Source organism: Polaromonas vacuolata (genome assembly GCF_012584515.1).
Taxonomy (GTDB): domain Bacteria; phylum Pseudomonadota; class Gammaproteobacteria; order Burkholderiales; family Burkholderiaceae_C; genus Polaromonas; species Polaromonas vacuolata.
The window spans coordinates 1,417,789-1,441,694 of sequence record NZ_CP051461.1 but is presented as its reverse complement, the minus strand read 5'-3'; the positions used below and the strand labels follow the sequence as shown (position 1 = coordinate 1,441,694).

At 57.9% G+C, this 23,906-nt stretch carries 4 protein-coding genes (1 of these 4 running past the window's edge); all 4 read right to left on the bottom strand.

Going from position 1 to position 23,906, the window contains the following annotated elements:
* Nucleotide 1 precedes the first annotated feature (1 nt).
* Tightly spaced (each overlapping or abutting the next), the 4 genes in view from HC248_RS06570 to HC248_RS06555 form a layout consistent with a single transcriptional unit that may run on beyond the window.
* Nucleotides 2-1,918, bottom strand: a complete 1,917-nt coding sequence (locus HC248_RS06570) for a GAF domain-containing protein (RefSeq protein WP_202882427.1) — start codon at nt 1,916-1,918, stop codon at nt 2-4.
* Nucleotides 1,915-3,894, bottom strand: coding sequence for a tandem-95 repeat protein (locus HC248_RS06565; RefSeq protein ID WP_168921807.1), 1,980 nt, complete (start codon nt 3,892-3,894; stop codon nt 1,915-1,917). Before HC248_RS06565 ends, HC248_RS06570 begins: the two co-directional genes overlap by 4 nt.
* Nucleotides 3,867-14,186 (bottom strand): tandem-95 repeat protein, encoded by a 10,320-nt coding sequence (locus tag HC248_RS06560; RefSeq protein ID WP_168921806.1) that lies wholly within the window; start codon nt 14,184-14,186, stop codon nt 3,867-3,869. Before HC248_RS06560 ends, HC248_RS06565 begins: the two co-directional genes overlap by 28 nt.
* Nucleotides 14,135-23,906, bottom strand: the end of a protein-coding gene (locus HC248_RS06555; protein ID WP_272953648.1) for a CARDB domain-containing protein. It continues 12,761 nt past the right edge of the window; only the last 9,772 of its 22,533 coding nucleotides appear in the window; the start codon falls outside the window, past its right edge; the stop codon is at nt 14,135-14,137. The genes HC248_RS06560 and HC248_RS06555 overlap by 52 nt, the downstream gene beginning before the upstream one ends.

The window sequence follows — 23,906 nt, the reverse complement described above, 5'->3', positions numbered from 1 at the left end:
ACTACAGCATCCAAGTCCACAAAGACAAACTCAACCAGTCGGTCAATGAGTGCGTCAAGATCCACCACAGGCGTCGGCTACCGACTTCAATTTTGCCCACGCCCTCCATGCCAGGCCGCAAATGGTCAGGCACACGGTCCAGACTTGCCTCGACGCGAAAAAAGTTTTTACCGTCTTGCGCGCTGGCTACCGGGGTCACCTTGAGTACGCTCAAGGGCATAGCATCGCTGGCAATACCGGTCATCACAATCTGCCCCACTTGGCCCACGCTGACATGCCGAATCTCGCGCTCATCGACCTGCAAAATAATTCGGTAACGCTGCAATGGTGCGATTTCAAAGAGTTTTTTCCCGGTCTCAACCGGCGCGCCGATTTGCTGACTCAGATCGCCCGACACCACCAAGCCAGCGTAAGGCGCTATCAACTGCGCACGCTCTATTTTTGCGGATACCAGCGCGAGTTGCGCCTGTGATTGCCTGAGCTGAGCGCCTATGACTTGCACGCCAGTCATATCTCCGTTGGCCATGGCTTCGCGCAGTTTGTTGTCGTACTGCTCACCTTCGCTGGCCCAGCGCAGTTGCTCGATTTTGAGATCGCGATCGTCTAGTTGGGCGAGCAACTGCCCGGTTTTGACGCTGTCGCCCGCGCGCACAAAACTGGCCGCAATAAAGCCCTCAAATGGCGCTGCGCTGACGCGCTGAACTTCGCCTTCGATCACGGTTTTAGCGGTGACCCGATAGGGCAGCGATACCAGTAGCAGCAGGGAAAATATCAGCAGCATCAAACTAGCCGAAGCTTTCCACACCAGATGCCGTGGGCCAAATAGTTTTTCTAGTAGGCTTTGACTTTGCGCCGACAGACGGGCGAGCACGCCGGCCTCTGCCGCTTTGCGCTGCGCAATGATGGGCGTGAGCAGCGCCGCAAAAGCATCTAACCAAATCATGTCAGCGGCCGTAAAACCGTCACCGTCCTGCTCAATGAGCAACACGCCGAGGCAGCGCGCGCCCAATAGCAAAGGATAAGACAGCACATGGCTAGCGCCCGAGCAAGCCAGCAAAGCGTGATGCTGCGGCGACGCGGCTTGCTGCGAAGTAGCCTCTGTCGGAGTGCGAATTAGCGCGCTGGCAGACAGCGGCGCACCGTGATCAAACGCCTCATCCATTGCGCGGCTATAGGCTTTGACCATGGGACTGTGGCGCTCAAAAGTGGCGGCTTCTGAGAGCGCCGTGACCTTGACCAGCGCATGCTCGGCCAAGCCAATGGCTACGCGCGAGGCTTTAAAACGCTGGCGCAACTGGTTGGCGACTTCAAACAAGGCCTGCTGAAACTTGGCATGGCGTAAGGCTGAGACCACGATCTCCAGCACTGACCCCAGACGTTCCTGACCTTGGGTAGCCAGATCTAATTCGCGCTGAGAAAACATATTCGTTAACCAAGCACTGGCCCAATGAATATGCCGCAAGGCAAGTTGCACGTCCTCATCAAGGCCGCTCATATCCAGCGCCACCACAGCCCCCACCCGGGACCCCATCAACACGGGGTAAGCAATATGCGTGGAGCGCACGGCGTCCTTAACCTCGGGCTGCACAATGCCGCGCTTCTCGGTCAACGCCCGCTGCACGACTGCGCTCAAGCGAGCCATGTCGGGTGCAGTTTCGGGCCAAGCTGCGAGCGGCACAAAGCGCTGCGCTAGCCCATCCTCGACCAAAACCGCAGCGGCGCAAACGCCCACAATTTGAGTGCATATCAGCGCCAGCCAAGCGCGGCAAAACTCGTCCGAACTTTTTGCCAGTACAAAGCTTTCCCAAGGTGAAACCTCAGCGCTCACGCCGGCTGGCTCGCCGCTACTTTGCCCGGGTGTCTGTGTTGCGGCGGTGGCGTTAGGGTTAGGGCTAGCGCCCAGGCCAGCGACTCTCACAAGCTAGCCCTAACACTCAGTCCCGTCCTCTCCGCTAGGCTGCGTTGGTCCTGTGTAGCGCCCAAAAAGTCTCTTACCCAAGCGAGATTGCCCAGTGTGCTGATGGGCACGGCGTTGCTAGACCAATCGACAAACTGGCTACTGCTGCCTTGCGGGTTTGCGTTGGCGTTGGCGTTAGCCGAGCCTGAATTCGCCGCAAGGGCGTAGTTAGAGCGCAGCACAATGCTGGCGCAGCTGTCTTGTAGCGGTGCCGCACCCACTACCGCAATTGCCACGCTCGCTTGTCCAACAGACAAAGAAATCGCGCCGCTGCTAGCGAGTTGACCATCGCTAATGGTGTAGTTGAAAGCATCGCTGCCAATGTAGTTTCGGTTTGGTCTATAGGTGTAGCTGGCATCCGAATTACGCGTAAGGGTGCCATGGGCGGGTCTGGTGAAACTCAAACTTAGGGCGTCGCCGTCCACGTCGCGAATCAAAGCGCTGAAGTCAATTCTCACCGTGCCGTCTTTTAGCAACTGATAACTTGCATTCAACACCCGCGGTGCATCGTTTACCGCCAGCACCGTCACCACCAATGAGGCGCTGGTGCTGCTGCGACTGCCACCGACCTTTTCACTCGCCGTTGCCACCACGCGTAAATTGAGTGTGCCGTTGAAGTCAGCTGGCGGCAGCAGGCTCAGGCAAGCCATATTCCAGCCGCTGATATCCGCTGTGGTGTTGCCAGACCTGGCGGTAAAACTGCGTGTGCCGTCGCTTAGGGTAGCGCCTATAGGCAGGGCTTCTAAGCTGACAGAGAGTATTTCTGAGCCGTCCGTATCGCTCAGCGCGGCGCTGATGTTGGACAGACGAATCGCTTGATCTTCTAGGCCAGTATTGGCGCCCAAGGCTTCGTTCAGCGCGATATTGTCAATCATCATGCCGCGGCCGTTAGGGTCTAACTTGCTGGCTTCTGTGGCAATCCGAATAGTTTGCTGGCCGCCCTTGCCGACAAACTGAAAACTCAATGTCTGCCAGTTCAAAGCCGCTGAACCGCTGGTGCCGTCCCAGCCGCCTATGCGCTGACCGTCCACATAAATGCCGATGCGGGTGTAGTCTGCGCTGTAGCCCATGCGACCGGCTGCATCCAAACTCAGCGTGTAGCGGGCGCCAGCCAGCGTGCTGAGGCTGCGTTCAATCCCTAGGGTCTGAGGCATGTTGCCACTGGCGTTGTTGAGCTCCATCCAGTTATTGCCGCTATTGCCGTTATTGCTGGCGGCATTGACCGTGCGTAGCTTGTTGCTAGCGTCCGCCATCTTGTCACCGCTACTCCAGATCTCAAAACCGTTGTTGGCACAAGCGCTGTTGTCCAGCGAGGTGACCAAGGTCCAGCCCTCCAAAGTGCGCTGCTGCAGCAGGCTGGAGCTGGTGTTTTGATTGGCAACGCTTTCCCAACCGGTTCGGAACAGTTCATGAGGGCTTGCAGCTATGTCGGTCAGAACCAACCGGGGTGCGTCGGCCACGGCGCTGACCAGCAGACGCACTGTGGTCAAGTTGGACCAGGCTTTGCCGTCAAACAGCGCGTAAGTAAAGCGGTCCTCACCACTCCAATTAGCCACCGGTGTGTAGATGTATTGGCCGACAGCGTTCTTCAGCAAAGTGCCGTGGGCGGGTTGGCTTTGCAGCGTGAGTGTCAAGGCATCGCCATCGGCGTCGCTGTCGTTGGCCAGCAAAGTTAGCGTGATACTGCCGTCCTCATTCAAGCTGGCGCTATCGTCCACAGCCACCGGTGGGTGGTTGCTGGCAGTGACGGTGACGCTCACGCTGGCCAGATTGGAGTCGGCTTGGCCGTCATTGGCCACATAGCTAAAGCTGTCAACCCCGACAAAGCCGGCATCAGGTGTGTAGTTGAGCGAACCATCCGTGTTGCTGCTAAGCGTGCCATGCGCAGCTGCGGCGACCACGCGCACACTCAGGCCGGCGTTGGCGGACTTGGGCATGGCTGCGTTGACACCGGTGGACCGGTGGCGTTATCCACATCGCTGTCGTTGGCCAGCACATCAATGCGCACAGCTTGAGCCTGTTTGGTCTGAGCGCTATCGTTCACAGCCAGCGCGACATCGTTGACAGCAGTGATGGTAAGTTGCACCAAGCCTATTCGGCTGAGCTGGCCGTCACTCACCGTGTAGCTGAAGTTGTCAGCGCCGTTGAAGTTAGCCCTTGGTGTGTAGCTATAACTGCCGTTGGCGTTTTTAAGCAAAGTGCCAGATTGCGCGGAGGTCACAGCGACTGTCAGCACATCACCATCCACATCCGTGGCCGCAGCCAACAGATTAAGGACAACGCTGCCATCCTCTGCCAAGCTGGCGCTTACCGCATTGGCCCGAGGTGCGTCGTTCACGGCTGTGACGGTGATGTTCAAGGTCGCTTCGTTGCTGAGCGCGCCTTGGCTGTCGCGCAGCGCGAAGCGAATGTTATCTAGGCCGTTGAAGTCTGCGTCTGGTGCGTAGGTGTAGCTGCCGTCTGGGTTCAGCGTTAATAGTCCGTGCGTTGGTGCGCTGACTATGACTGGGCTTAGCGCAGCGTCTTCCACATCAAGGCCAAAGTCGCGCAGGTCTATGGTGAGTGTGGTGTCTTCGTTGGTGCTTGCTGTGGCATCTGTTGCTACTGGCACGTCGTTGATGGCTGTTATCGTCAAACTCACCGTGGCAAGACCAGAATCCAATGCACCGTCGTTCACTTTGTAGGTGAAGCTGTCGGTGCCGAAGTAGTTGGCATTGGCTAAGTAGCTAAACGTGCCGTCTGCATTGACAGCAACACTGCCGTGCAGTGGGCCGGCCACGATGGCGGCTGTCAGCACTTGGCTGTCTACATCGTCTGCACTAACCAGCAAGTTGCCGGTGAGCTCGAAATCTTCCGCCGTCGTCAAAATTTGGTTGCCCAAGGTGGGTGCATCGTTCACGGCATTCACAGTAATGTTCAGCGTGGCTTCGTTGCTCAAAGCGCCTTCGCTATCGCGCAGGGCGAAGCAGATGTTATCTAGGCCGTTGAAGTCTGCGGCTGGTGCATAGGTGTAGCTGCCGTCTGGGTTCAGCGTCAATAGTCCGTGAATTGGTGCGCTGACTATGACTGGGGTTAGCGCAGCGTCTTCCACATCAACGCCCAAGTTGCGCAGGTCTATGGTGAGTGCGGTGTCTTCGTTGGTGCTTGCTGTGGCATCTGTTGCTACTGGCACGTCGTTGATGGCCGTTATCGTCAAGCTCACCGTGGCAAGACCCGAATCCAGTGCACCGTCGTTCACTTTGTAGGTGAAGCTGTCGGTGCCGAAGTAGTTGGCATTGGCGCGGTAGCTAAACGTGCCGTCTGCATTGACAGCAACATTGCCATGCTTAGGGCCGGCCACGATGGCGGCTGTGAGTACTCGGCTGTCTACATCCGCAGCAATTGCCAGCAAGTTGCCGTTGAGCGCGGTGTCTTCCGCCGTTGTCAAAGTTTGGTTGCCCAAGGTTGGCGCGTCGTTGACTGCTGTGACCGAAATGTTCAGCGTGGCTTCGTTGCTCAAAGCGCCTTGGCTGTCGCGCAGGGCGAAGCGAATGTTATCTAGGCCGTTGAAGTCTGCGTCTGGTGCGTAGGTGTAGCTGCCGTCTGGGTTCAGCGTCAATTGTCCATTTACAGGGGCGCTGACTATGACTGGAGTTAGCGTTGCGTCCTCCACATCAACGCCCAAGTTGCGCAGGTCTATGGTGAGTGCGGTGTCTTCGTTGGTGCTTGCTGTGGCATCTGCTGCTACTGGCACGTCGTTGACGGCAGTGATGGTCAAGCTCACCGTGGCAAGTCCAGAATCCAGCGCACCGTCGTTCACTTTGTAGGTGAAGCTGTCGGTGCCGAAGTAGTTGGCGTTGGCTAAGTAGATGAACGTGCCGTCTGCATTGACTGTCAACGCACCGTGCAGTGGGCCAGCCACGATGGCGGCTGTTAGCACTTGGCTGTCTACATCGTTTGCGCTAACCAGCAAGTTGCCGATGACCGCTGTGTCTTCCGCCGTCGTCAAACTTTGGTTGCCCAAGGTCGGCGCGTCGTTGACTGCTGTGACCGTAATGTTCAGCGTAGCTTCGTTGCTGAGCGCGCCTTCGCTGTCGCGCAGCGCGAAGCGGATGTTATCTAGGCCGTTGAAGTCTGCGTCTGGTGCGTAGGTGTAGCGGCCGTCTGGGTTCAGCGTCAATAGTCCGTGAATCGGTGCACTGACTATGACTGGGCTTAGCGCAGCGTCTTCCACATCAACGCCCAAGTTGCGCAGGTCTATGGTGAGTGCGGTGTCTTCGTTGATGGTTGCTGTGGCATCTGTTGCTACTGGCACGTCGTTGACGGCAGTGATAGTCAAGCTCACCGTGGCAAGACCAGAATCCAACTCACCATCATTTACTTTGTAGGTAAAGCTGTCGGTGCCGAAGTAGTTGGCATCTGCAGCAAAGCTGAAGCTTCCGTCTGCGTTGACTGTCAGCGTGCCATGCTGCGGACCAGCCACGATAGCCGCAGTCAGCACAGTGCTGTCCGCATCAGCGGCACTGGCCAGCAGAGTGCCGGTGAGTACGTTGTCCTCAAGCGTGGCCAGTGTTTGCTCGCCCAGCGAGGGCGCGTCGTTGACTGGGGTGACGGTGATAAAGACGGTGGCCAAGTTGGAGTCCAATTCACCATCGCCGACTTGGTAGGTGAAGCTGTCGCTGCCGTTGAAGTCGGTATTGGCCAAATAGCTATAGCTGCCGTCTGGGTTGAGCGTCAACGTACCGTGCTGCGGTTGCGTCTGTATGCGGTATGCCACGCTAGAAGCGTCGCTATCGATGTCAGTGGCGAGAAGCTCAATCACCACAGGTGTGTCTTCTGCGGTGCGCAGTGACAGATCGGCCGCAACTGGTGCGTCGTTTACCGGGGAGATCACCAGGTTGACGGTAGAAATGTTGGAACGCACTGCGCTACTAACGCTGCTACTGTCCCGCGCATTCGTGACTTGGTAGGTGAAGCTATCGACACCGAAGTAGTTGGCCTGCGGCGTGTAGGCAAAGCTGCCATCGGCATTTAGGTTAAGCGTGCCGTGAACTGGGCCAGCGACCACTAAGGGCGCAAAACCGGGTTGAGCGGCGTCTATGTCGTTGCTTAAAACGGCGATGCTGGGCGTGCTGTCTTCGGCACCGCTGGCGCTGTCGTCGCGGGTTTGCGGCAAGCCCAGCAAGCGCACGTCGCTCACTTGTACCTGGCTGCCCATGCTGGCTGCGGTGGCGCCAAAGCCGATCAAATCGAATGAGAGGTTAACAGCGACCTTGCCGTTGGCGTCGCGCGCAATGCCGGAGAGGTCGACCAAGTAAGTGCGACTGCCGTCTGCATGGCTGACATGGGTGACGCCTTGGGCGGCGAGTTCTTCTAGGCCTGTGCTACCGGGTTGTAGGTTGAGCAAAGCGTCGGAGTTGCTCAGGCCTATGCTGCCGCTTAGTGCTGCGCCAGTGTTGGCGTTGAGCAAGCCAACTTCAAACGCATCGTCGGGGCCGGTGGTGGCGTCGTCTAGCGCTAAGTTGCTGAGGGTGAAGCTGAGGAAGCGGTCTTGTGGGCCGACCATAAAGACTTGGTTTAGCCGAGTTTGGCTGGTGTTGGACTCGGCTAGGGTGGCTGCGGCTGCGGCTGCGCCTAAGCTGAGGCTGCCTATGGTGACTTTGCCTTGGGTAGACCAGCCGGTGCTAGCAGCGTTGAACTGGCTATTAAATTGACCATTCACCAAGCTGGGGTTGGCGACGGTGTCGTATTGGGCAAAGTCAGCAGCGGTTGTGCTGCCTGCCCTTGCGCTGTCCGCACTGCTGCGGCGCAAGCGGCCTACGGCCATAAAGCCCAAGCCTGCACCCAAGGGGCCGAACGGACTTTTGGGTACGCTGGGGTCTTTAGGGGTCTGTGGGTTGTTGCCGGTGTCGGGCGTTTTAAGCTGGGCTACCAGCTGAGCCATGAGGTTTAGCTCTTGGCTACTCGGCAGGCGGCGCTCACCAGGCTGCAAGGTGGTGGCCATGAAGTCGTCAGCATCTGCGCTGTGCTCTAGATCCAAAGCGTGGCCGTATTCGTGCAGCAGCACTGATAGCAAGTCCATCTTGCCGGCGGCGTCTGTGTTTGCCTTGGCTTGCCAGATGTTGGGGTTGCTGGTGGGGAGGAAGTCGTCTTGGTTGTCTAGTGGGGTGGGGTCTATGAACCAGTTGTGGCCTGCGGCTGTAGGGTCTAGGGTGATTTGGGCGTTGGCGCCTTGGCCGGTCGTTTGACCGACCGCAAATCCAGCTAAGTCTTGGAAGCCTACGAGCGATTGGCTGGCGGTGGCGAGTAGTGTAGATAGCTGGCTGGCACGTTGCCAGGCGGCGTAGTCTTGGCTGCCGGGATTGAAATTGGATTGGGAGATTTTGTAACTTCCCAGTATTTTGCAATGCTCACCGGGGATGTATCCATCGTCCGAAGTAACAGCAATAAAATAATACACATTGACTTTATGCCCACCCCCTTCCACTTGCATGATGAAGGAGTCCTTGCCTGTAAAGTCAGCATCAGGAACATATCCACCGCTACCAACTTGGCTAATGATTTTTGAACTAGTCCAAATCTCACCGTCAGGTGCCCACAATTTTCCATGCTTCGGTTGTTGTACAACTTTTATCAGCGCATTGTATGGATCGATAAATAACTTCCCAGTTGTTTTGTCGATTGATCGCGCGGTAATTTCGGCATCAACCGAATAGGCATCGCGCCTAGTCAATTGCAATATGCCGCAAACCCCTACAGACCTGACTGCCTTGCCGCTGCTGGACTCACTACCATCCGCCTTCGCAATGATGGCCACTGCAGGGGGAAAATCTGGTAAATCCAACTGATCGGTGATCAACATGGTGAACTCTCCTTCATTTAGATTGAGGGTTTGTTTTGCGGTAGTCAACAAATCCTGCAAAAGCGCATTTGGCGACTGATTTGCAACCGAAGGCGTTATCGCAGAGTCAACGGTGCTGGGTGTCAGCAATTGCTTTGCGCTGCTAATCTCCGCCAGTTTTGGGGTTCGTAATGAAATACCAAACTGCGACTCATAACCCTTAAGGGTGGCTGACCTGATACCCAACCCGGCAAGTACTGCCTGCATATCTTCGTAAGGGTTACCAACTTTGTAGGCAAACCTTACGTTGCGCTGCCAATTTTCATATCTGCTCTCAAAAGATTCTGTAGCAGTCGCAATGCGTTTTGTCACCGTGGTGGTAAAGATGTTGTTGGGTGACCACGGCACAAGTGCCTCATTCAGTTGATCCGCACTGGGGTTCACATTCTTTTTGACGCCCCATTCCCACCCCGCCGATCGGGCGGCAAGGGCTTTGTCGGTGTCCAGAATATCTGGGGTGTTAATGATGCGTAGTCGCAGTGCAGCTGCCTCCTGTTGTGTTTGACCTGCTTTAGCGTAATTGTCGCGGACATAGTCCGCAAACTGCGTGATAACCGACTTGCCGGTTAGCTGCAATTGTCCATGTCCTCGGTAAGTCCAACCGTCGCCAGAAGCTTGATCCCCTGCTTGTGGGTCGCGGTCCATACCAGTGCCATAGTCACTTGAGTAAACTCGATTAGCGATAAGCGCTTGCACGCTATCCGCCCACGTACCGCCAGCGGTGGTTAGTGCTGGACTTAAAATTTCGTCATAAAAAAGCTGTGCATTTTGTTCTCTAGTACGGCTGTCATCGTTATAGCGGTCATGCGCAAGCTTGTTTCTGTATGCCGCGCTCGTGTGGTTGTCGTAGTTGAACTGATAACTGAACGCACTTTTGAATATCGAGGCCAACCTGCTCGCAGTATTAGTTGCGTAAATAAAGGACTCTGGCTTAGGTAACAAATTCCCCTCTGCTTTCACCTGTGCCAAAAACGCGACGATTCTTTGCGGAGTTTTAATATCAAACTCAATCATGGCTTTTTGCAACGGTTCAACCCATTCACCAAAATTTACTTGCGAATCTGGCGAATCAGCCATAAAGCTGCGTAACGACTCCGCAGTCATCGCCGCCCCTAACGGAGCGGCCGCACCTCCAATGAGGATGTTCTGATTGTTAACCACCCCGCCCGTTGCCGAACCGTCGCCAAACAACGCCTCCTGAATCGTGATTCGGTCAGCCCCTGGGGCAGCACTGATTAACCCCAGTTGCTCGTTCGACCATGCGGTTGAACCCACCCCACCCTTCAAACTGGCCAAGTAGACGGAGTAGAAATCAAGTAGCGCTTGGTCTTGTTGGTTCTCTTGGTACGGCACGTTGGTAGACGTCGTTCCAAAGCCATTGAGTGCAAGGACATAGTTGTTGAGATTCGGGTTGTGCAAGCGCGCCGCGAGGGCTTGTGCTTTTGCAAAATTCCAAACTGGAGTTGCGCCATTGGCAGACTGGGGTAATACCCCAAGCACAACGTCTTTGCCATTGACTTGGTCTTGATTGCCCTTGGACACAAACTTATTATTGACACCCAAATTCAGCACGCCCCCCAAGGAACCTGCGCCATTGAACCAAAGCCTCGTGTCAACCGTCTTGCCACGCTCCTGCGCCCCGTTGGTCTTTTGTGCAGCCGACATCAAGTCGTACACCCAACTGGTGCCCATGCTCTTGACACCACCACCGGTTTTATCTGTCCAGCCGGTTAATTTTTTACTCAACTCACCTGCATACTGCATCCAGTGGGGTGCGTTGTAGGCATTGAGCCAGTCTTTGGTGAGTTTGGCGTCGCCCACGTTTCCAGCCTCAATGAGACCATCGGCTCCAAACTTGGCGGGGGCAAATTGCTTAGTTTCTTCTACTTGTTTGTCATAGCCAGCCTTGGCCTTTATTTTGGCGCTGTTAATAGCTTTGATGGTGGCAGCCGCTTCGGCTTGAGCCAAGGCTTGCGCCTGTTCGGCTGTGCTTAGTTTTTTGCCGGCAGCGGTCAAACTGGATGTGGTGGCACCCCCGCTCAAAATCGTGTAAATATCAGTAGCTCCAGTGTACTGGACACTGGCTTTACCACTGGCGGTGGCTAGCGATGCTTTATCAGTGTCACTAGCGCTTCCGGTTCCATCGCCTTTTCCGGTGGCGGCACCTGTGCCATAGCGAATGATTTTTTCAAATAGCTGAAGGTCGGCAGCTTCCTCTTTACTGAAGTTGCCATCCACCGTGACTTCACCAGCGCCAGTAATAGCTGCGGGAGCCAGACCATAGCCCAAATACCGCAACCGCTGCTCCACCCGATACACATCCAGTGAATCAATAGTCTTCGCATTGGCAGCGGCCAAGCTCACTTCGCCGCTGAGGGTAAAGGCGCTATAGCCCGGATTCTCCAGTGGCCTGTCCCCAAAAAACACGCGCGCGCCGGAGTTAATGAAGTCTTTGGCGGTAACGGTGATCAGGCCTTTTTTCCATTCGAACGACACCTTGTCGTCAGACGTTTCTTTGAACTCGTAGCTGAAGGTGACGCTCTTGTCAGCATCTAGGTGCATGCCTTGGCGCAGCTTATCTTCGTCTGGTTGCGTCAGGTTAGGCCGCAAATACAAAATACCCGAGTCTTTGAAGTCGCCCTTGGCAAGGCCGCCTGGCTGCGTGCGCGAATAGATTTCGCTACCGCCATTGGCAGCTTTCCCCATCACCAGTTTCAATGCGTTGTTATCGGCTAGCCCGTTGTCCAGAGATAAAGAATCCTGGGTGGCTTTGCTGATGGTGAATTCGCTCAAACCAGCCTTGGTGATAATCACGTTTTCTTGCTGTTGTTTGGTCAGCTTGGCAAACGCAGTGGTGGCGCTGTAACCCAACATGGCGCGGGCGGCTTGCTCGCGCAGGTCGACTTCGATGATGTCGCCCATATTGCCTTGAATGCTAGATATTTTGGGCTCGTCATCAAAGAAAGTCCCCACAGGCGCACCCAAATAACCGCCTGCATTGGCGTTGCTGCTTGGCAGCAGCAGCTCTGCACTGGCGGGCAGTGCAATGTGCTTGCTCATGCGGTCTTGCTCGGGCAGGTCTATGGCGGCTTGTAGGAGAAGCCCTACGCTCCAAGCGTGGTTTTGGTTGTCCTTCTGGTGAAACGGGTCATCCGTGCCGTAGCTACCTTTGAGCTGGCCTATTAGCACGCTGTTGTCTGGGGACAGGCTCAGGTTGACGATGCCATAGCCGTCTAGCGGCAAGGTGGCGCCCATGAACTGGGGGTTAGCACCAAACGGGTCTTTCACAATCCCGAGTTTGCCGCCTACATTGACTTTTTTGGCACTGGCGCTGCCGCCGATTGCCGTGGGTGGGCCAGAGGGGCTGAGTTGGCTGAACATGGGGGCCTCGAACATGGCCCGCCAGTACGGGTCTAGGAAGTTGTAGTTGTCGTCCGCCACGATGGCGTATTCCTCACCCTGGTAGGTCACCAGCACCGCGCTTTGGGCGCGCTGAATGTCTAGCCGGTCGAGCCGCACTGCGCCGCCGGGCTGGCTCAGGGGGATGGCGGTCATTTTGGCGGCGCTGGTGCTGCCGTCTTTGTCCCGGGTCAGCACCAAGGTGGCTAGGCCTTTGTTGTAGTCGGCCACATCGGCCACTAGGAAGTGGCTGGGGTCTTCGGTGGCGGTGATGGTTTGCGGCGCTTTGCCGCTGCTGTCGGCCGGCAGTTGGGCTTTGACCGGGGCATCTATCTTGCCAGTCTTCAGGTCCAGGCTGTCAATGTTAAACACCAGCACGTCGCCGCGTTTATTGGGGTCGCCCAAGGTCACGCTGTTGCGCTGCTTGGGCACAGCCACCACCAAATTTTTGCCGTCTGGCCCGACGGCCATGCCGGCTATGCCCAGCGGCGTGGCTTCTATGCCCGTGCCTTTGAGGGTGATGGGTTTGTTGTAGCTCTTGCTACCGGGGATGGTACTCATGACCATCAGGCGGGCGTTAGACGCACCGCTGCCGTAGCTGTTGCCCTCACCAATAAACAGCAAGCCGCCCGTGCTTGCCAGGCTGACGATGTTGCCGCCGTAGGTATAGATAGGGTCCAGCAGTTTGTAGGTGAGTGTGTCAATGACGTAGATCACGCCATTGCCGGCTACATAGACGCGTGTAAGGTCGTCTGAATAGGTGACGGGTTGCACTTTGGTGCCAGTGATAGTTTGCTCATCAAAGTTGTTCGGCTGACCCAGTGTGCCAACCAGCGTGGTGCTGCCCACGGGTTTGTTTTCGCGGAAGAAGGCGACACCGGTGCGGTTGAGTACCTGCACCATCAGCGGTTTGGGGCTGATGCGCAGCGTGTTGCCTGCAAATTCGGCGGGCGGCTCGCCGCTGAGCTCGCCTGAGCCGGTGAACACCTCTTGAGGCACAAGGCGTACCAATTGCCAGCCGACGCTGCCCACCGCAATGCCCGGGGGTGGGGTGATGATGACGTCGCCGGTCTTATCGCCCGCAAAGGTTTGCACGTCTTGCGTAGAACCATCGGGTAGTCGCATCCGCAAAACGATGCTGCCTGTGAATTGGCCAGGATTGGGGTTGTCGATGCTGATGTGCATTTCGCCAGCATCGTTAACTGACGCGTCAGAAACGTTGGGCAGCACTACGTTGCCGTAGGGGCTAGCGACTGGCGGCATGAAGTCTTGCAAATTCAGCGTGAAAGTATCGCCCACGGCAATCGTGGGAATAACAATGTTTTGAGAGAACTGCGGCACACCAAATTTGTAGCTACCGCCGCTTATAGCGCTAGATTGACTGGCAAGAATGCCTATGACTTCGGACTGAATGTTCACGCCAGACAAGCCGCCACCCAAGCAGAAGTTGCCAAAGTCGGCCCAGCCACCGCCGCCGATACCTAGGTTAAACACACCTCCAATCACACCCGGTAAGCGGCGGCAGACCATGTATTCGCCAGAGGTGTCAACGCCGCCGTAAGGTGGGCTGGCGGTACGGGCGACGCCGTCGGCACCCACAAAGCCGTTGTCGACCAACCACCAGGTGGGTTTGAAGCTGCCGTCGGCGGTGATGACTTGGCCCTTGCGAAAGAACAAGACTTCAGTACCCGCCTCGGCTGTAATGCCGGCTTGCAGTGGAACCGCCAATTGCACGGGAAAGCTGCTCGCGGTGCGGCCCAAGTCAAGTTTGAAAGCACCCGCCAATTGCAATACGCCGGCTCCAGGAATGGCCAGCCCCGGCAGCGACGCCATGTCAGCCAATTCGATACGGGTAATGGAGACCGCCGTATCTGCCGGCAAGGCGCCTGCGCCAATCATCACCGTCTCGCCGGTTGCGCTGGCGACCACGCCGCCAATGTCTTTGGCCACCACAATGCGGCGCGGCGCGGCGCGGATGTGGCATCGTCGTTGTCGGTGAGCTGTGCTGCTTGCACATTCAGCGTGATGTCGGTTTGTCCAAGCACTTGCTGGCTGATTTGGCCACTGCCATCGACCGCGCTGGCTAGGTGGACGATGGACACTGTCACTCTGCCTTCGCGCCAAGCGGTGATCAGGCCATCTACGCTGACGCTGGCGATGTTCTCGTCGCTGCTGAAATAGCGCGTACCGCTGTACACCGGCGCTGCGGCGGGGATGATGACTTGCACGGTCTCACCCGTGTTGGGGTCTAGAAGGACTTCGCCGGTGTCGGCATCGAGCATTAACTCGCCTGTGATCGGATCGATTAGCGGGTCTTGGGTAGCGGGATCAAGATAGGTTTGAACTTGTTCCTGCGCGCCCGCAAAAGCGGTTTGGCTGGCAGTGTGAATATCAGCTTTTGTACCCGAATTGGGGTCAAGCAAATGCAGCTTGAGTTGGCGCGTGCTGCCGGGTATCAAAGCCAGGGTGCCTGGGTACACGTCAGGTCGGACGATGAAGGGTTCGGCGTCATCACCGTCGCCTTCGTCCGTAGCTCCAGTTGTATCTAGGCTGGCGGGAGACACAGCCGGTGCCGCATGGATGTTGAGTGCCAGTACCGCGCTCACAGTTTGACCCAATGGGTCGCTATGGCTAACGCTGATTAGGGCTGTGCCCACGCCAGTCGCGCGGATGCGGTCGGTAGCGTCTTGCACTTGGACTGCGGAGCTGCCCACGTAGCCCATGTCCGCAATACTGGCGGACTGCACTGTGAGGTAGCTGCCTGCTGCCAATGCTACGCCGGCTTGGTCTTCAAAATCCCCAGTGGCTTGCAGCGTGACGGCCTCGCCCATGCGCAGGTTGGAGAGTTGCTCTAAATTGGTCAAGCGTATGCGCAGCAGTTTGGCCGCGCTGACGTTGACGCTCAGGACTATGGGGCTACTCGCCGCAAAGCCATCATCGGCCTGCACGCTGATACTGGCCACACCGCTGTAGTGCGCGTCGGGGGTAAAGCTAATGCTTTGGCCGTCGCTACTTAGGCGCGCGCTGCCGTGGGTTGCAGCCACAACACGCCACAGCACTTGGTCGCCGTCTAAGTCTTGGGCCACGCTGGCTAGCGCCACTGTGGTGGCTAGGTCGGTATGGGTCAGCGTGGTGGGCAGCAATGCCGCCGCCACCGGGGCTTGGTTGGTTTTAAAACCATAGTTGGCGTAGAGCACTTGGCGGTCGGTGCTGTTGACCACAGCGTCGCCATTTAGGTCGCCAAGGGCTGCGTTAGTAGCCGCAGTTTGCACCCAAGCGGCGCTGTCGGCGCCGTCTACTACACCGTCGCGGTTGATGTCGCCGGCGACGGAGACACGGATTTGGGCGCTACTGTTGTTCTGGCCTGTGCCTTGCAAGCGAATCAGTTTGAGGCCAGCCTCGGTAACGCGCACCAGCGTGGTCTGCACGCCGGTCACGGTGTTGCTGCCCAGCACGGTAGCACCGGTAACTTGCAGGGTGGCGGCTGGGTCACTCAATTGCGACTCGATTGCGATGATGATCGCCCCAGCGGCGCCGGGTGCGCGCACGCTAGAAGCTAGCTCGCTGTCACGCACGGCAAACACCAAGGTGGTGGTTTGGCCGCTTTGCAGAATGCCGGTCCACTGGTTGTCAGTACCGTTGGTCCAGTGCACTGCCGCGCCTAGGTTGGCGGTGATGCGGTCGGTAAAAAGCTGGTCATTCGCGTCGTAGCCGTAGGGCGTGCCAAGGTCGCTAGCGCTGAGATTGCGCGCCAGAATCAGGCGGCTTTGGCTGTCATAGCGGTAGACGGTGGTGTTGGCGTCACTGCTTTGGCTTTCGCCAAGACCGGTGATACGGATAATGCGGCCTTGGGTATCGCGGATGAAGTCCACCCGGTCAGCTGGGTTGCGGTTTGCGGCACTGCCAGAAACATCCGCGGCGATGCCTGCTATGCCGGCGTCAGACACCAACCACTGGCCACCATCAGCAAAGCGCACGTTGGTGACTTTGCCTGCGCCGTCTAGTATGTAGCGGGTGCTATCCGGGCCTATGAGGATAAAACCCGTGGGCACCCAAGGTAGGCCGGTGAGCTGGCTGTACAGATGACGGCCTTGGCGCACCAGCATTTCGGGGGTGTTGGTGTTCTCGGCTTGGGTCACGCCATCTTCATACCGGCTGGTGGCTTCTAAAGTCCAGCCCTGATCGGCGGCAAACACGGGGTGTAGCACGCTAGGTGCGCCCATTACGCTGCCCAGCGTTTCAGCGGTAGTAGCTAGCTTAAAGCGCAGACTGCTTGGACTAAATGTGCCGCTAGCACCCGCAGAATTTGCACTAGAAGCTACCAAATTAATAGCAGCAAGATCGGGTGCACTTAGCCATACTTGGGCACCTTCGCTCCAGGCTGCGGTGGCGCCGCTGGCGGTGGTGCTCATCTGGTCGTGGGTAAGGCCAAGATCCAACGCGGGAATGCACCAATTGCCAAAGTCCTTTACAAACTCTTTTTGTGCGGAGTTGTTTGCAGGGTTGGAGTCGGCGGTGTTGTCCAGTGTGCGCAGCATGGCAAAGCTGTGGCCAGCAACGGTGTAGAGCGCGTCTACCGCGGCGGTGCTAGAAAAGGATTTTTGCGCGGTATCCACAACCACTCTGGCCTCGATAGTGGTGGTGCGGCCCATCAAGTCCCACGCCGAGAGGCGCAGCTGATACGCGCCATTGGCGAGTTGGGCTGGGTCTAGCGTGGCCAGAGTAAGTTCTAAAGTGCTGTTGGCAGCGGCTGCGGTTTGCTGAGCCAGAGTGGTCCAAGCGGCGTTATTTATGCTGCCGTTCATGCCGCCGTTCGAGCCACTGTTAGCCGGAGCAATTTCCAGCTGGTAACCCATGAGCTGGGCTTCTTGCAGGCTCATCTGCAAGCTGGTGAGGTCGGTGAGAGTGACGGGGCGGGTTGCTAGGCTGGCACCGGCCAAGCCACCTGTCCACGCCAGCACCGGGGCTTGCGTATCGGCCGGGTCTTTGACGCGGATGGTGTGGGTTTGACTGCTGGTGAAGCCGTCACGGTCGGTGGCAGTGACCAGCAGCTCTAACAAGCCGGGAAGGCTAGCCGTTAGCTGCAAGTGCCCTGCCCTGTCCAAGGCCACGGTTTGCCATGGGCTTACCGAGGTGCTGTTGATGTCAGTATTGCTGCTGATGCTGCGCATTTGCACTGCAAGGGTGGCAATGCCGCTGAACGCGTCGGCGCGCACGGTGGCAACAATGGTCTGACCTGGCAGCACGGGGGTGCTGGGGGTGGTAGAGACGAGTATCTTGGGCGCGTTGGCCTCAATATCGGCCACGCTGCGCACGGCAAAGCTGCGCGTGGTGGTATTTTTGCCGTCACTCACGCGGGCGAAGATCACAAAGTCGCCTATTTGACCGGGGCCAGGCGTCCAATTTAAACGGTTGGTTTGTGCATCAAAACTGGCGCCTTCAGGCAGGCCGGTAAAGCTCACAGTCAGCGCTTGGGTTTGCGCAGCGCCGTCGTCATCATTGGCCACTATGCCGTTTTGGTTAGCCCCGTTGGTCAAGTTCATACTCAGTTGCACTGGGATGGACAAGGTTTGGCCGACCAGCACCGCATGGTTGTTGGCGCTCAGGCGGGGCACGCGGTTGACGTCAAACACGCGCACTTGCACGCTTTGGCTAGCCGTAGCCGTGCCGTCGGTACTTTGGAAGGTAAATACAAACGGGCGGTCATTTTGCGCGGCGTTGTTGACTGTGTCTTGGTCAGGCGTCCACTCAAAGTAACCCGTGGCACTGTCGAAGGACACGCCCGCTGGGGTGTCGGCGTCGCCGAGCAAGCTGGTGCGCAGCGAGTCTTGGTCGACATCAAAAGTGCGCAGGGTAAAGCTTATGGTCTCGCCTTCGCTGACCAGTTGCAGCGGCATGGGTAAGATTCGCGGGGCTTGGTTGAAGTTGGCCACGCTGACTTCAAAAGTGCGGGCAAACTGGGCCACGCCGTCGCTGCCCTGCACGCTAAAGCGCCACAGGCCTGAGGTGGCGCTGGCACCTAGGGTGAGGTTGCTGTCTTGCGCAGCAAATAGGTCGGGTGTCCAGCGCAGCAAGGCGCGGTTGCCGTTGCCCGCGGCGGGCACTTCCAGTGTCATGCCGCGTGGCAGATTGGCGCTGCTCCAGCTGATGAGGTCTGTGTCGCTGTCACGGCCAAACAGGTCTATGGTCAGGGGACTGCCTTCGGTGGCGCTGATATGTACTGGCGTTGCGGCGTTGCCCGTGTCAGGCAGCTGAATGCTGTTGACTTGTACGCCTAGCAATTCGGGGCTGGCGTTGCTGTCGCGAACCAGCACACGCAGAGTGTGTTTGGTGACGTTAGGCACTGGGCTAGTGCTGCCCGGCTGGAAGCCAGCGTCTTGTGGCCCTAAGCCGCTGTCGGTGACAGCAATTTCAATGTCGCGCACGCCTATGTCGCCTGCGCTGGGGGTCCAAGTCAGCACGGCTTGGCCGTACTGTGCCTGCGGTGTGATGACTGCGCCAATCGGCAAACCGACGGCGCTGTAGCTGAGTGCGTCTTGGTCTAAGTCGCCCACGTAAATCGGCACGGATAGGGCTTGGCCCACCACTGCCGCTACTTGGCGCGGCATGCTGATGACGGGCGCTTCAGTGGCGCTCTGCACTGTGAGCACAAAAGTCTTGGCTTGGGTCAGCACTTGGTTGACGTTGCCGTCGCCGTTGTCTTGCGCGACGATGGTGATAGCGTAGTCGCCACGTTCGCCCACTCCCGGGGCAAAGCGTAGCGTGCCGGTGGTAGCTGCGCCGTTATGGGGTGACGGATTTTGGGTATAGCTTGCAAAGCGCGGCAAACCAGAGAAGGTCAGTTGCACCGGATTGCCGTCGGCATCGACCGCGCTGACGGGGATCTCAAGAACTGCGCCTTTAACGACAAAAGCGTTAGATACGTCGCCAATATCGGGGGCCCGGTTGGCATTGGTGACAATGATGGGCAGAGTCACGCTGCTGACGGCGGGCGTACCACTGCTGCCATTTTTAGCATCACCGTCGTCGGTGGCGGTAACCGTTACCGCGTAGCTGCCGGCCTGGGCGTAGCCGGGAGTCCAGACAATTTCTAAGGTGTCTGGGTCGAACCTAGCACCTTCAGGCAGACCGGTAACTTGGTAGCTGACGGTTGCGTCGGTAGATGGTTCTGCACTGAGCGGGCCTGTGGGCGTCAAGCGGATTTTGGGCTCGAAACCTGGGTTATCCGGATCAAACGCAAACACGCTAATGCGCAGGGGCTGGCCTTCTAAGATATTCCATACTTCAGCTGCGTCAAAAACCGGCGCGCCATTGGCGTTGAGGACATTGAACACCAAGTTGCGGGTAACAGAAGTAGTGACCTTGTCGCCATCGCCGGGTGGGGTGTAGCTGGCGCTTAGGGTAACGGGCACGGTGTAGCTGCCGTGCTGGGCGTAACTGGGCGTCCATTCGATCCAGCCGGTTTCGGAATTAAGTGTTGCACCTCCGGGCAGCCATGGGGCTGAGTATTCCAAGACGATGCGGGTGCCATCAGATTGAATGTAGTAAGCCCCCACGCTGCGCTGTCCCCCAAGGGGGCCGTTCCCGTCTTGGGGCGGCCCGGCGACGGGGGAGACCCAAGCCCCCACGCTGCGCTGCCCCCCGAGGGGGCCGTTCCCGTCTTGGGGCGGCCCGGCGACGGGCAGACCGCCTGGCATGTTACCGGCAAGTTGCAGGCCAAAGGCGTCGCCCTCGCGCAGGGTTTGCGGGGCCACCAGGCCCAAACTGGGCTTGGCGTAGCCCTGCTCTACCGTGAGATTAAAGCGTTGGGTACTGGTGGCTTTGCCATCGCTGGCAACGACCACGATATCGTTATAAGTGCCGGCTTGGTCGTAGCCTGGTGTCCAGCTGAGGATGCCGGTGGCGGCGTTGAATACGGCGCCTGCGGGTAGCTTGCGCACGGTCAATGTCAAGGTGTCGCCATCGGCATCTGCCGCGGTGAGCGCAAGCGACAAGGTTTGGCCTTCTACCAAAGTCAGGTCATACATCGCGTCAACGACGGGGGCATGGTTGCCACCGGTCACCGGCAATTGAAAGCGCTTGGTGGCCACGCCGCCCCGGCTGTCTTGCACGCGCAGCACAATTTCGCTATTGGCCAGGTCGCGTGCGCTGGGGGTCCAGCTCAGGCTGGCCAGCGCGTGGTAGCCGTCTGCTGCACTGGTGTAGGCCGCAGAAGTGCTGAGCACCAGACCCTGAGGCGCTTGCACAAGCGACCAAAAGAGTTGGGTGCCGTCGACGTCAATTGCTTCTACTTGGCCAGTCCACGCTTGGCCCACAGTGGCGGCGCTGAGTGTGTCGGCTTCTAAGTCGGGGGTGATGCCGTCGGCTTGGATGGCACCGGCTACCGTGAGTATGGGCGCAAGGTTTTCTTGCGGTACGGCGTAGATACCGTGGCCTAGGTTGAACTTAACCAAGCTGGCCATACCGGCTTGCGTAGCAAAGCGGCTGGCAGATACAACGCTAACGGTTTGATTCGCAAGAGTAGCGCCCACTTTGAGCTTGCCACCCAAGGCTGGGGTTTGCAGGCCAGCGCTGAGGTCCAATATCCATAAATCTGACTGGTCACCGCTACCAAGAGTGGCACTCACAATGCTGTCAGCAAAGTAGGCGCCGGGGTCTAGCAAAAGCATCAGCGGCCCGTTCAGGTCGTCGCTGCCAATGTTGGTCAGACTGACGTCGTAGCTGACTGATCCGTCCGCACGGTTAGAGCGCGTGTGGGTGAATTCGACCTTGACTTGGGTCGTCATGTCGAGCACGGCGGTAAATGTGCTGATGAAGCTTTGCGCCATGCGCTGCTGGTTGTGGCTGCGCAGGGTGTTGCTGACATTTAGCTCGAATTGCCCGGCGGGCAGTTGGCTGATGTCAATGTAGGCGGTGCGGCGGCTAGCGTCCCAGCGCACGCTTTGGGGCGTGATTGAGCGCCCAGCATTAGCACCCAACGCAGTCAGGGTGAAGTTTTGCGGGTTCAGCACACTGCCATCGTCAGACCTGTCCCCAGCGCTACCAAGCCACATGGCCTGATCAAAGACTACCGCTATTTGACCCACAGGCAGCGGTAGAAAAGCCCCATCAGCCACGCTAACGGCGGTGACCTTGGGTGCGTGGATGGGGGCAATTTCATCCACATGGCCGCTTTGCGCCACGAGTATGCGGCCGTCAAAGGTGGTCATGATGGCTTCGCCTACCGTGCCGCCGGTGGCGACTTGCAAAACGCGTTGCGAAGCCAGCTCTATCATCCAGACTGCGCTCTGGTGTGGGATAACACTGAGCCCATCGATCACAGGACGCTGGCGCGGCTGGCTAGAGGCGAGCAATAGGCCGTCAAGCTCGCTGCCCGCAGCGCCAAAGGCGATGCTGTCAATCACACCACCCAAGCGGTATTCCAGTTCAGGGCGACCCACAAAACGGCCGGTCATGGGGAAGCTGACGATATCGGTGCGGCCATTGGCTTGCGCGGCAGTAATGCTGCTGCCGCTCCAACTCACAGCCCATAGGCGCTGGTCTGGGCCAAAGGCCAAATCGGCTACCCGCTGGTTGCTAAAGTGGGACCAGACTTTGGCGGGATTGGTCTCGGTGGGGTGGAAAATTTCAATGCCGTTGCCGGATGACACAAAGATGTTGCCGCTGCTTTGCTCAATCGCCAATGCGTGGGTGAGTGGGTCTTGGCCTGGGCCACTCATGCGGCGTAGGATGACGCCGCTGCTGGCGTCGACCTGCAGCAGCTCTGAGCCCGTCATCACCCAGAGTTGGCCCACGCTGTCTACGGCCATGTCGAGCACTGGCTCTTGCAGGATAAACAAGGGGCTGGTGTTGTGGCCACCGTCTTTGCTGTATTGGAATACTTCGTTACGCAGTTTGCCTGCGCTGAGCAAAAAGGAGTGATCGACCAGTTCCACCATAGCGAGCGCGCCCACGTCGCCATCGCTCTGGGCAAAGCCGTCGGCCAAACCACGCAGCGAAAACGGTGCCAGCACGGTTTGAAGATCACCCGGTTGGGCCGGGGCTACCGAGCCCGGTAGTCTATGGGTAGATTGCTCAAACAAGTCGTTAGAGGCGTAACTACGCCCCAGTGCGGCGAATGGAATTTCTTGCGTTTGAGTCAGCCCGTCTGTGACGCCTAATGCGTCTAGAACGGCTTGTTGGGTACCGTCATCGGGCAACACGGCGTTGGCTACCGATGCGGCTTCACGGTTGCCGGCGTTATCCACTGCGACAGCCAAGAATTCGTAGGTTTTGCCGGCTTCGCCGTTGTACACGGCTTGGATACGCGAAGGGGCAATTTGACGCTGCCAAATTTTGAAATCGCCACCGTCTGTGGCCACGTATACGGTATAGGACTTAACGCCGCTGGCGTCTTCAGTGGCGCTCCACTTCACGTCGTAGGCGGGCGCACCTTGGGCGTTTTTGCCCAAGGCGCTGACTGTGGTGGTGGTCACCGGTGCATGGACGTCTAGGGTACAAGCACTGACAGCACTGTCCGCTGGCGGTGCGTCACCCAGAAACACGCGCGCTTGAGTACTGATATTGGCGTTGCTAAGCGCACCGTCCACGGCACGCACGCTGTAGCTGACAAAGCCACGCTTTAAGCTGTCGGCGTTGGGCTTGCTCGGGTCTGCGGCAGGGGCTAACAAACCACGGCTGTTGTCACGCATGGTTTCACCGGTGTCGGGGTCTATGGCTTGCAACAGCCAAGTGGCGGTGCGGCTGGCTACGTCAATGCCAGCGCTTACGCGCAAGATGTAGCCCTTGCTGCCGGTGAAGTCAAAGTCGCCTTGAAAGACGGCTTTATCGGCCGGTACGTGGATATTGATATCGCCTAACTTGAGGTCGCCCAAACGCAGGGAACGTGCGTCCAAGTCTGCGTCCAGCTCGGTCACTATGCGAACCTGACTCACCGCATGGTTGGTCGGATTGTTAATTGACAAGGTATAGGGCAAGGGTGTGTTTGCCGGCACATAGTTGCTGCCATCTGCCGCAGTAGCTGTGCCTAGTGGGCCGGTGACGCTAATCAGCGCCTGTGCGTCGGCAGACTTTTGTGCGGCTTGCTGCAGGTATTGCGTGAGATTGAGCGTTTTGCCGGCCACCGGATTGAATTCGGCGTCAAGCACGCCGATGTGGCGCAAATACTCTAGCTCGGTGCGGCCACCGGCAAAAACGTTGAAGTTAATAAAGTGGGTGTCTTGCGCGGCCTGTTGGTCAAACGCGGCCGGGTCGGCCATAAAGGGCACGGGAATATAGACCTCGTTGCCGTCCCCATCCTTGCGGTACTCTTGATATTCAATTGCTGCTTTAGCGGCTTGTGGGTCGCTAGAAAACTTGGCGGTGTCGCCATACCACTGCTGAACTTTGGCAAAAAAGCCTAGCAAGTCGGCCTGCGTGCGGTAGCTGTCACCGCCCTTGGCCAGCAAGATGCCGGTGGCCAGCGTGGCGTTTAAGCTCAGCACTTCGGGCTGGTTGCGAATCGGCGGCGCCTCAGTCAAGGGGCGCAGCAAGCCTGCCGCTTCTAAGGCACCGAGCCAGCCCTTGACCCACTGCTGCTCATCAGCCGCCAACACCGCCAAACTAGATGGAGCGCTGTTGTCCGCCAATATGGCGCTGCGCAGTTGTTTGGCGTGTGCGGTTTGATCGGCG

Excerpts from the sequence above, each read along its gene's own strand:
- HC248_RS06565 (WP_168921807.1), bottom strand. The coding sequence starts at position 3,894 with ATGCCCAAGTCCGCCAACGCCGGCCTGAGTGTGCGCGTGGTCGCCGCA.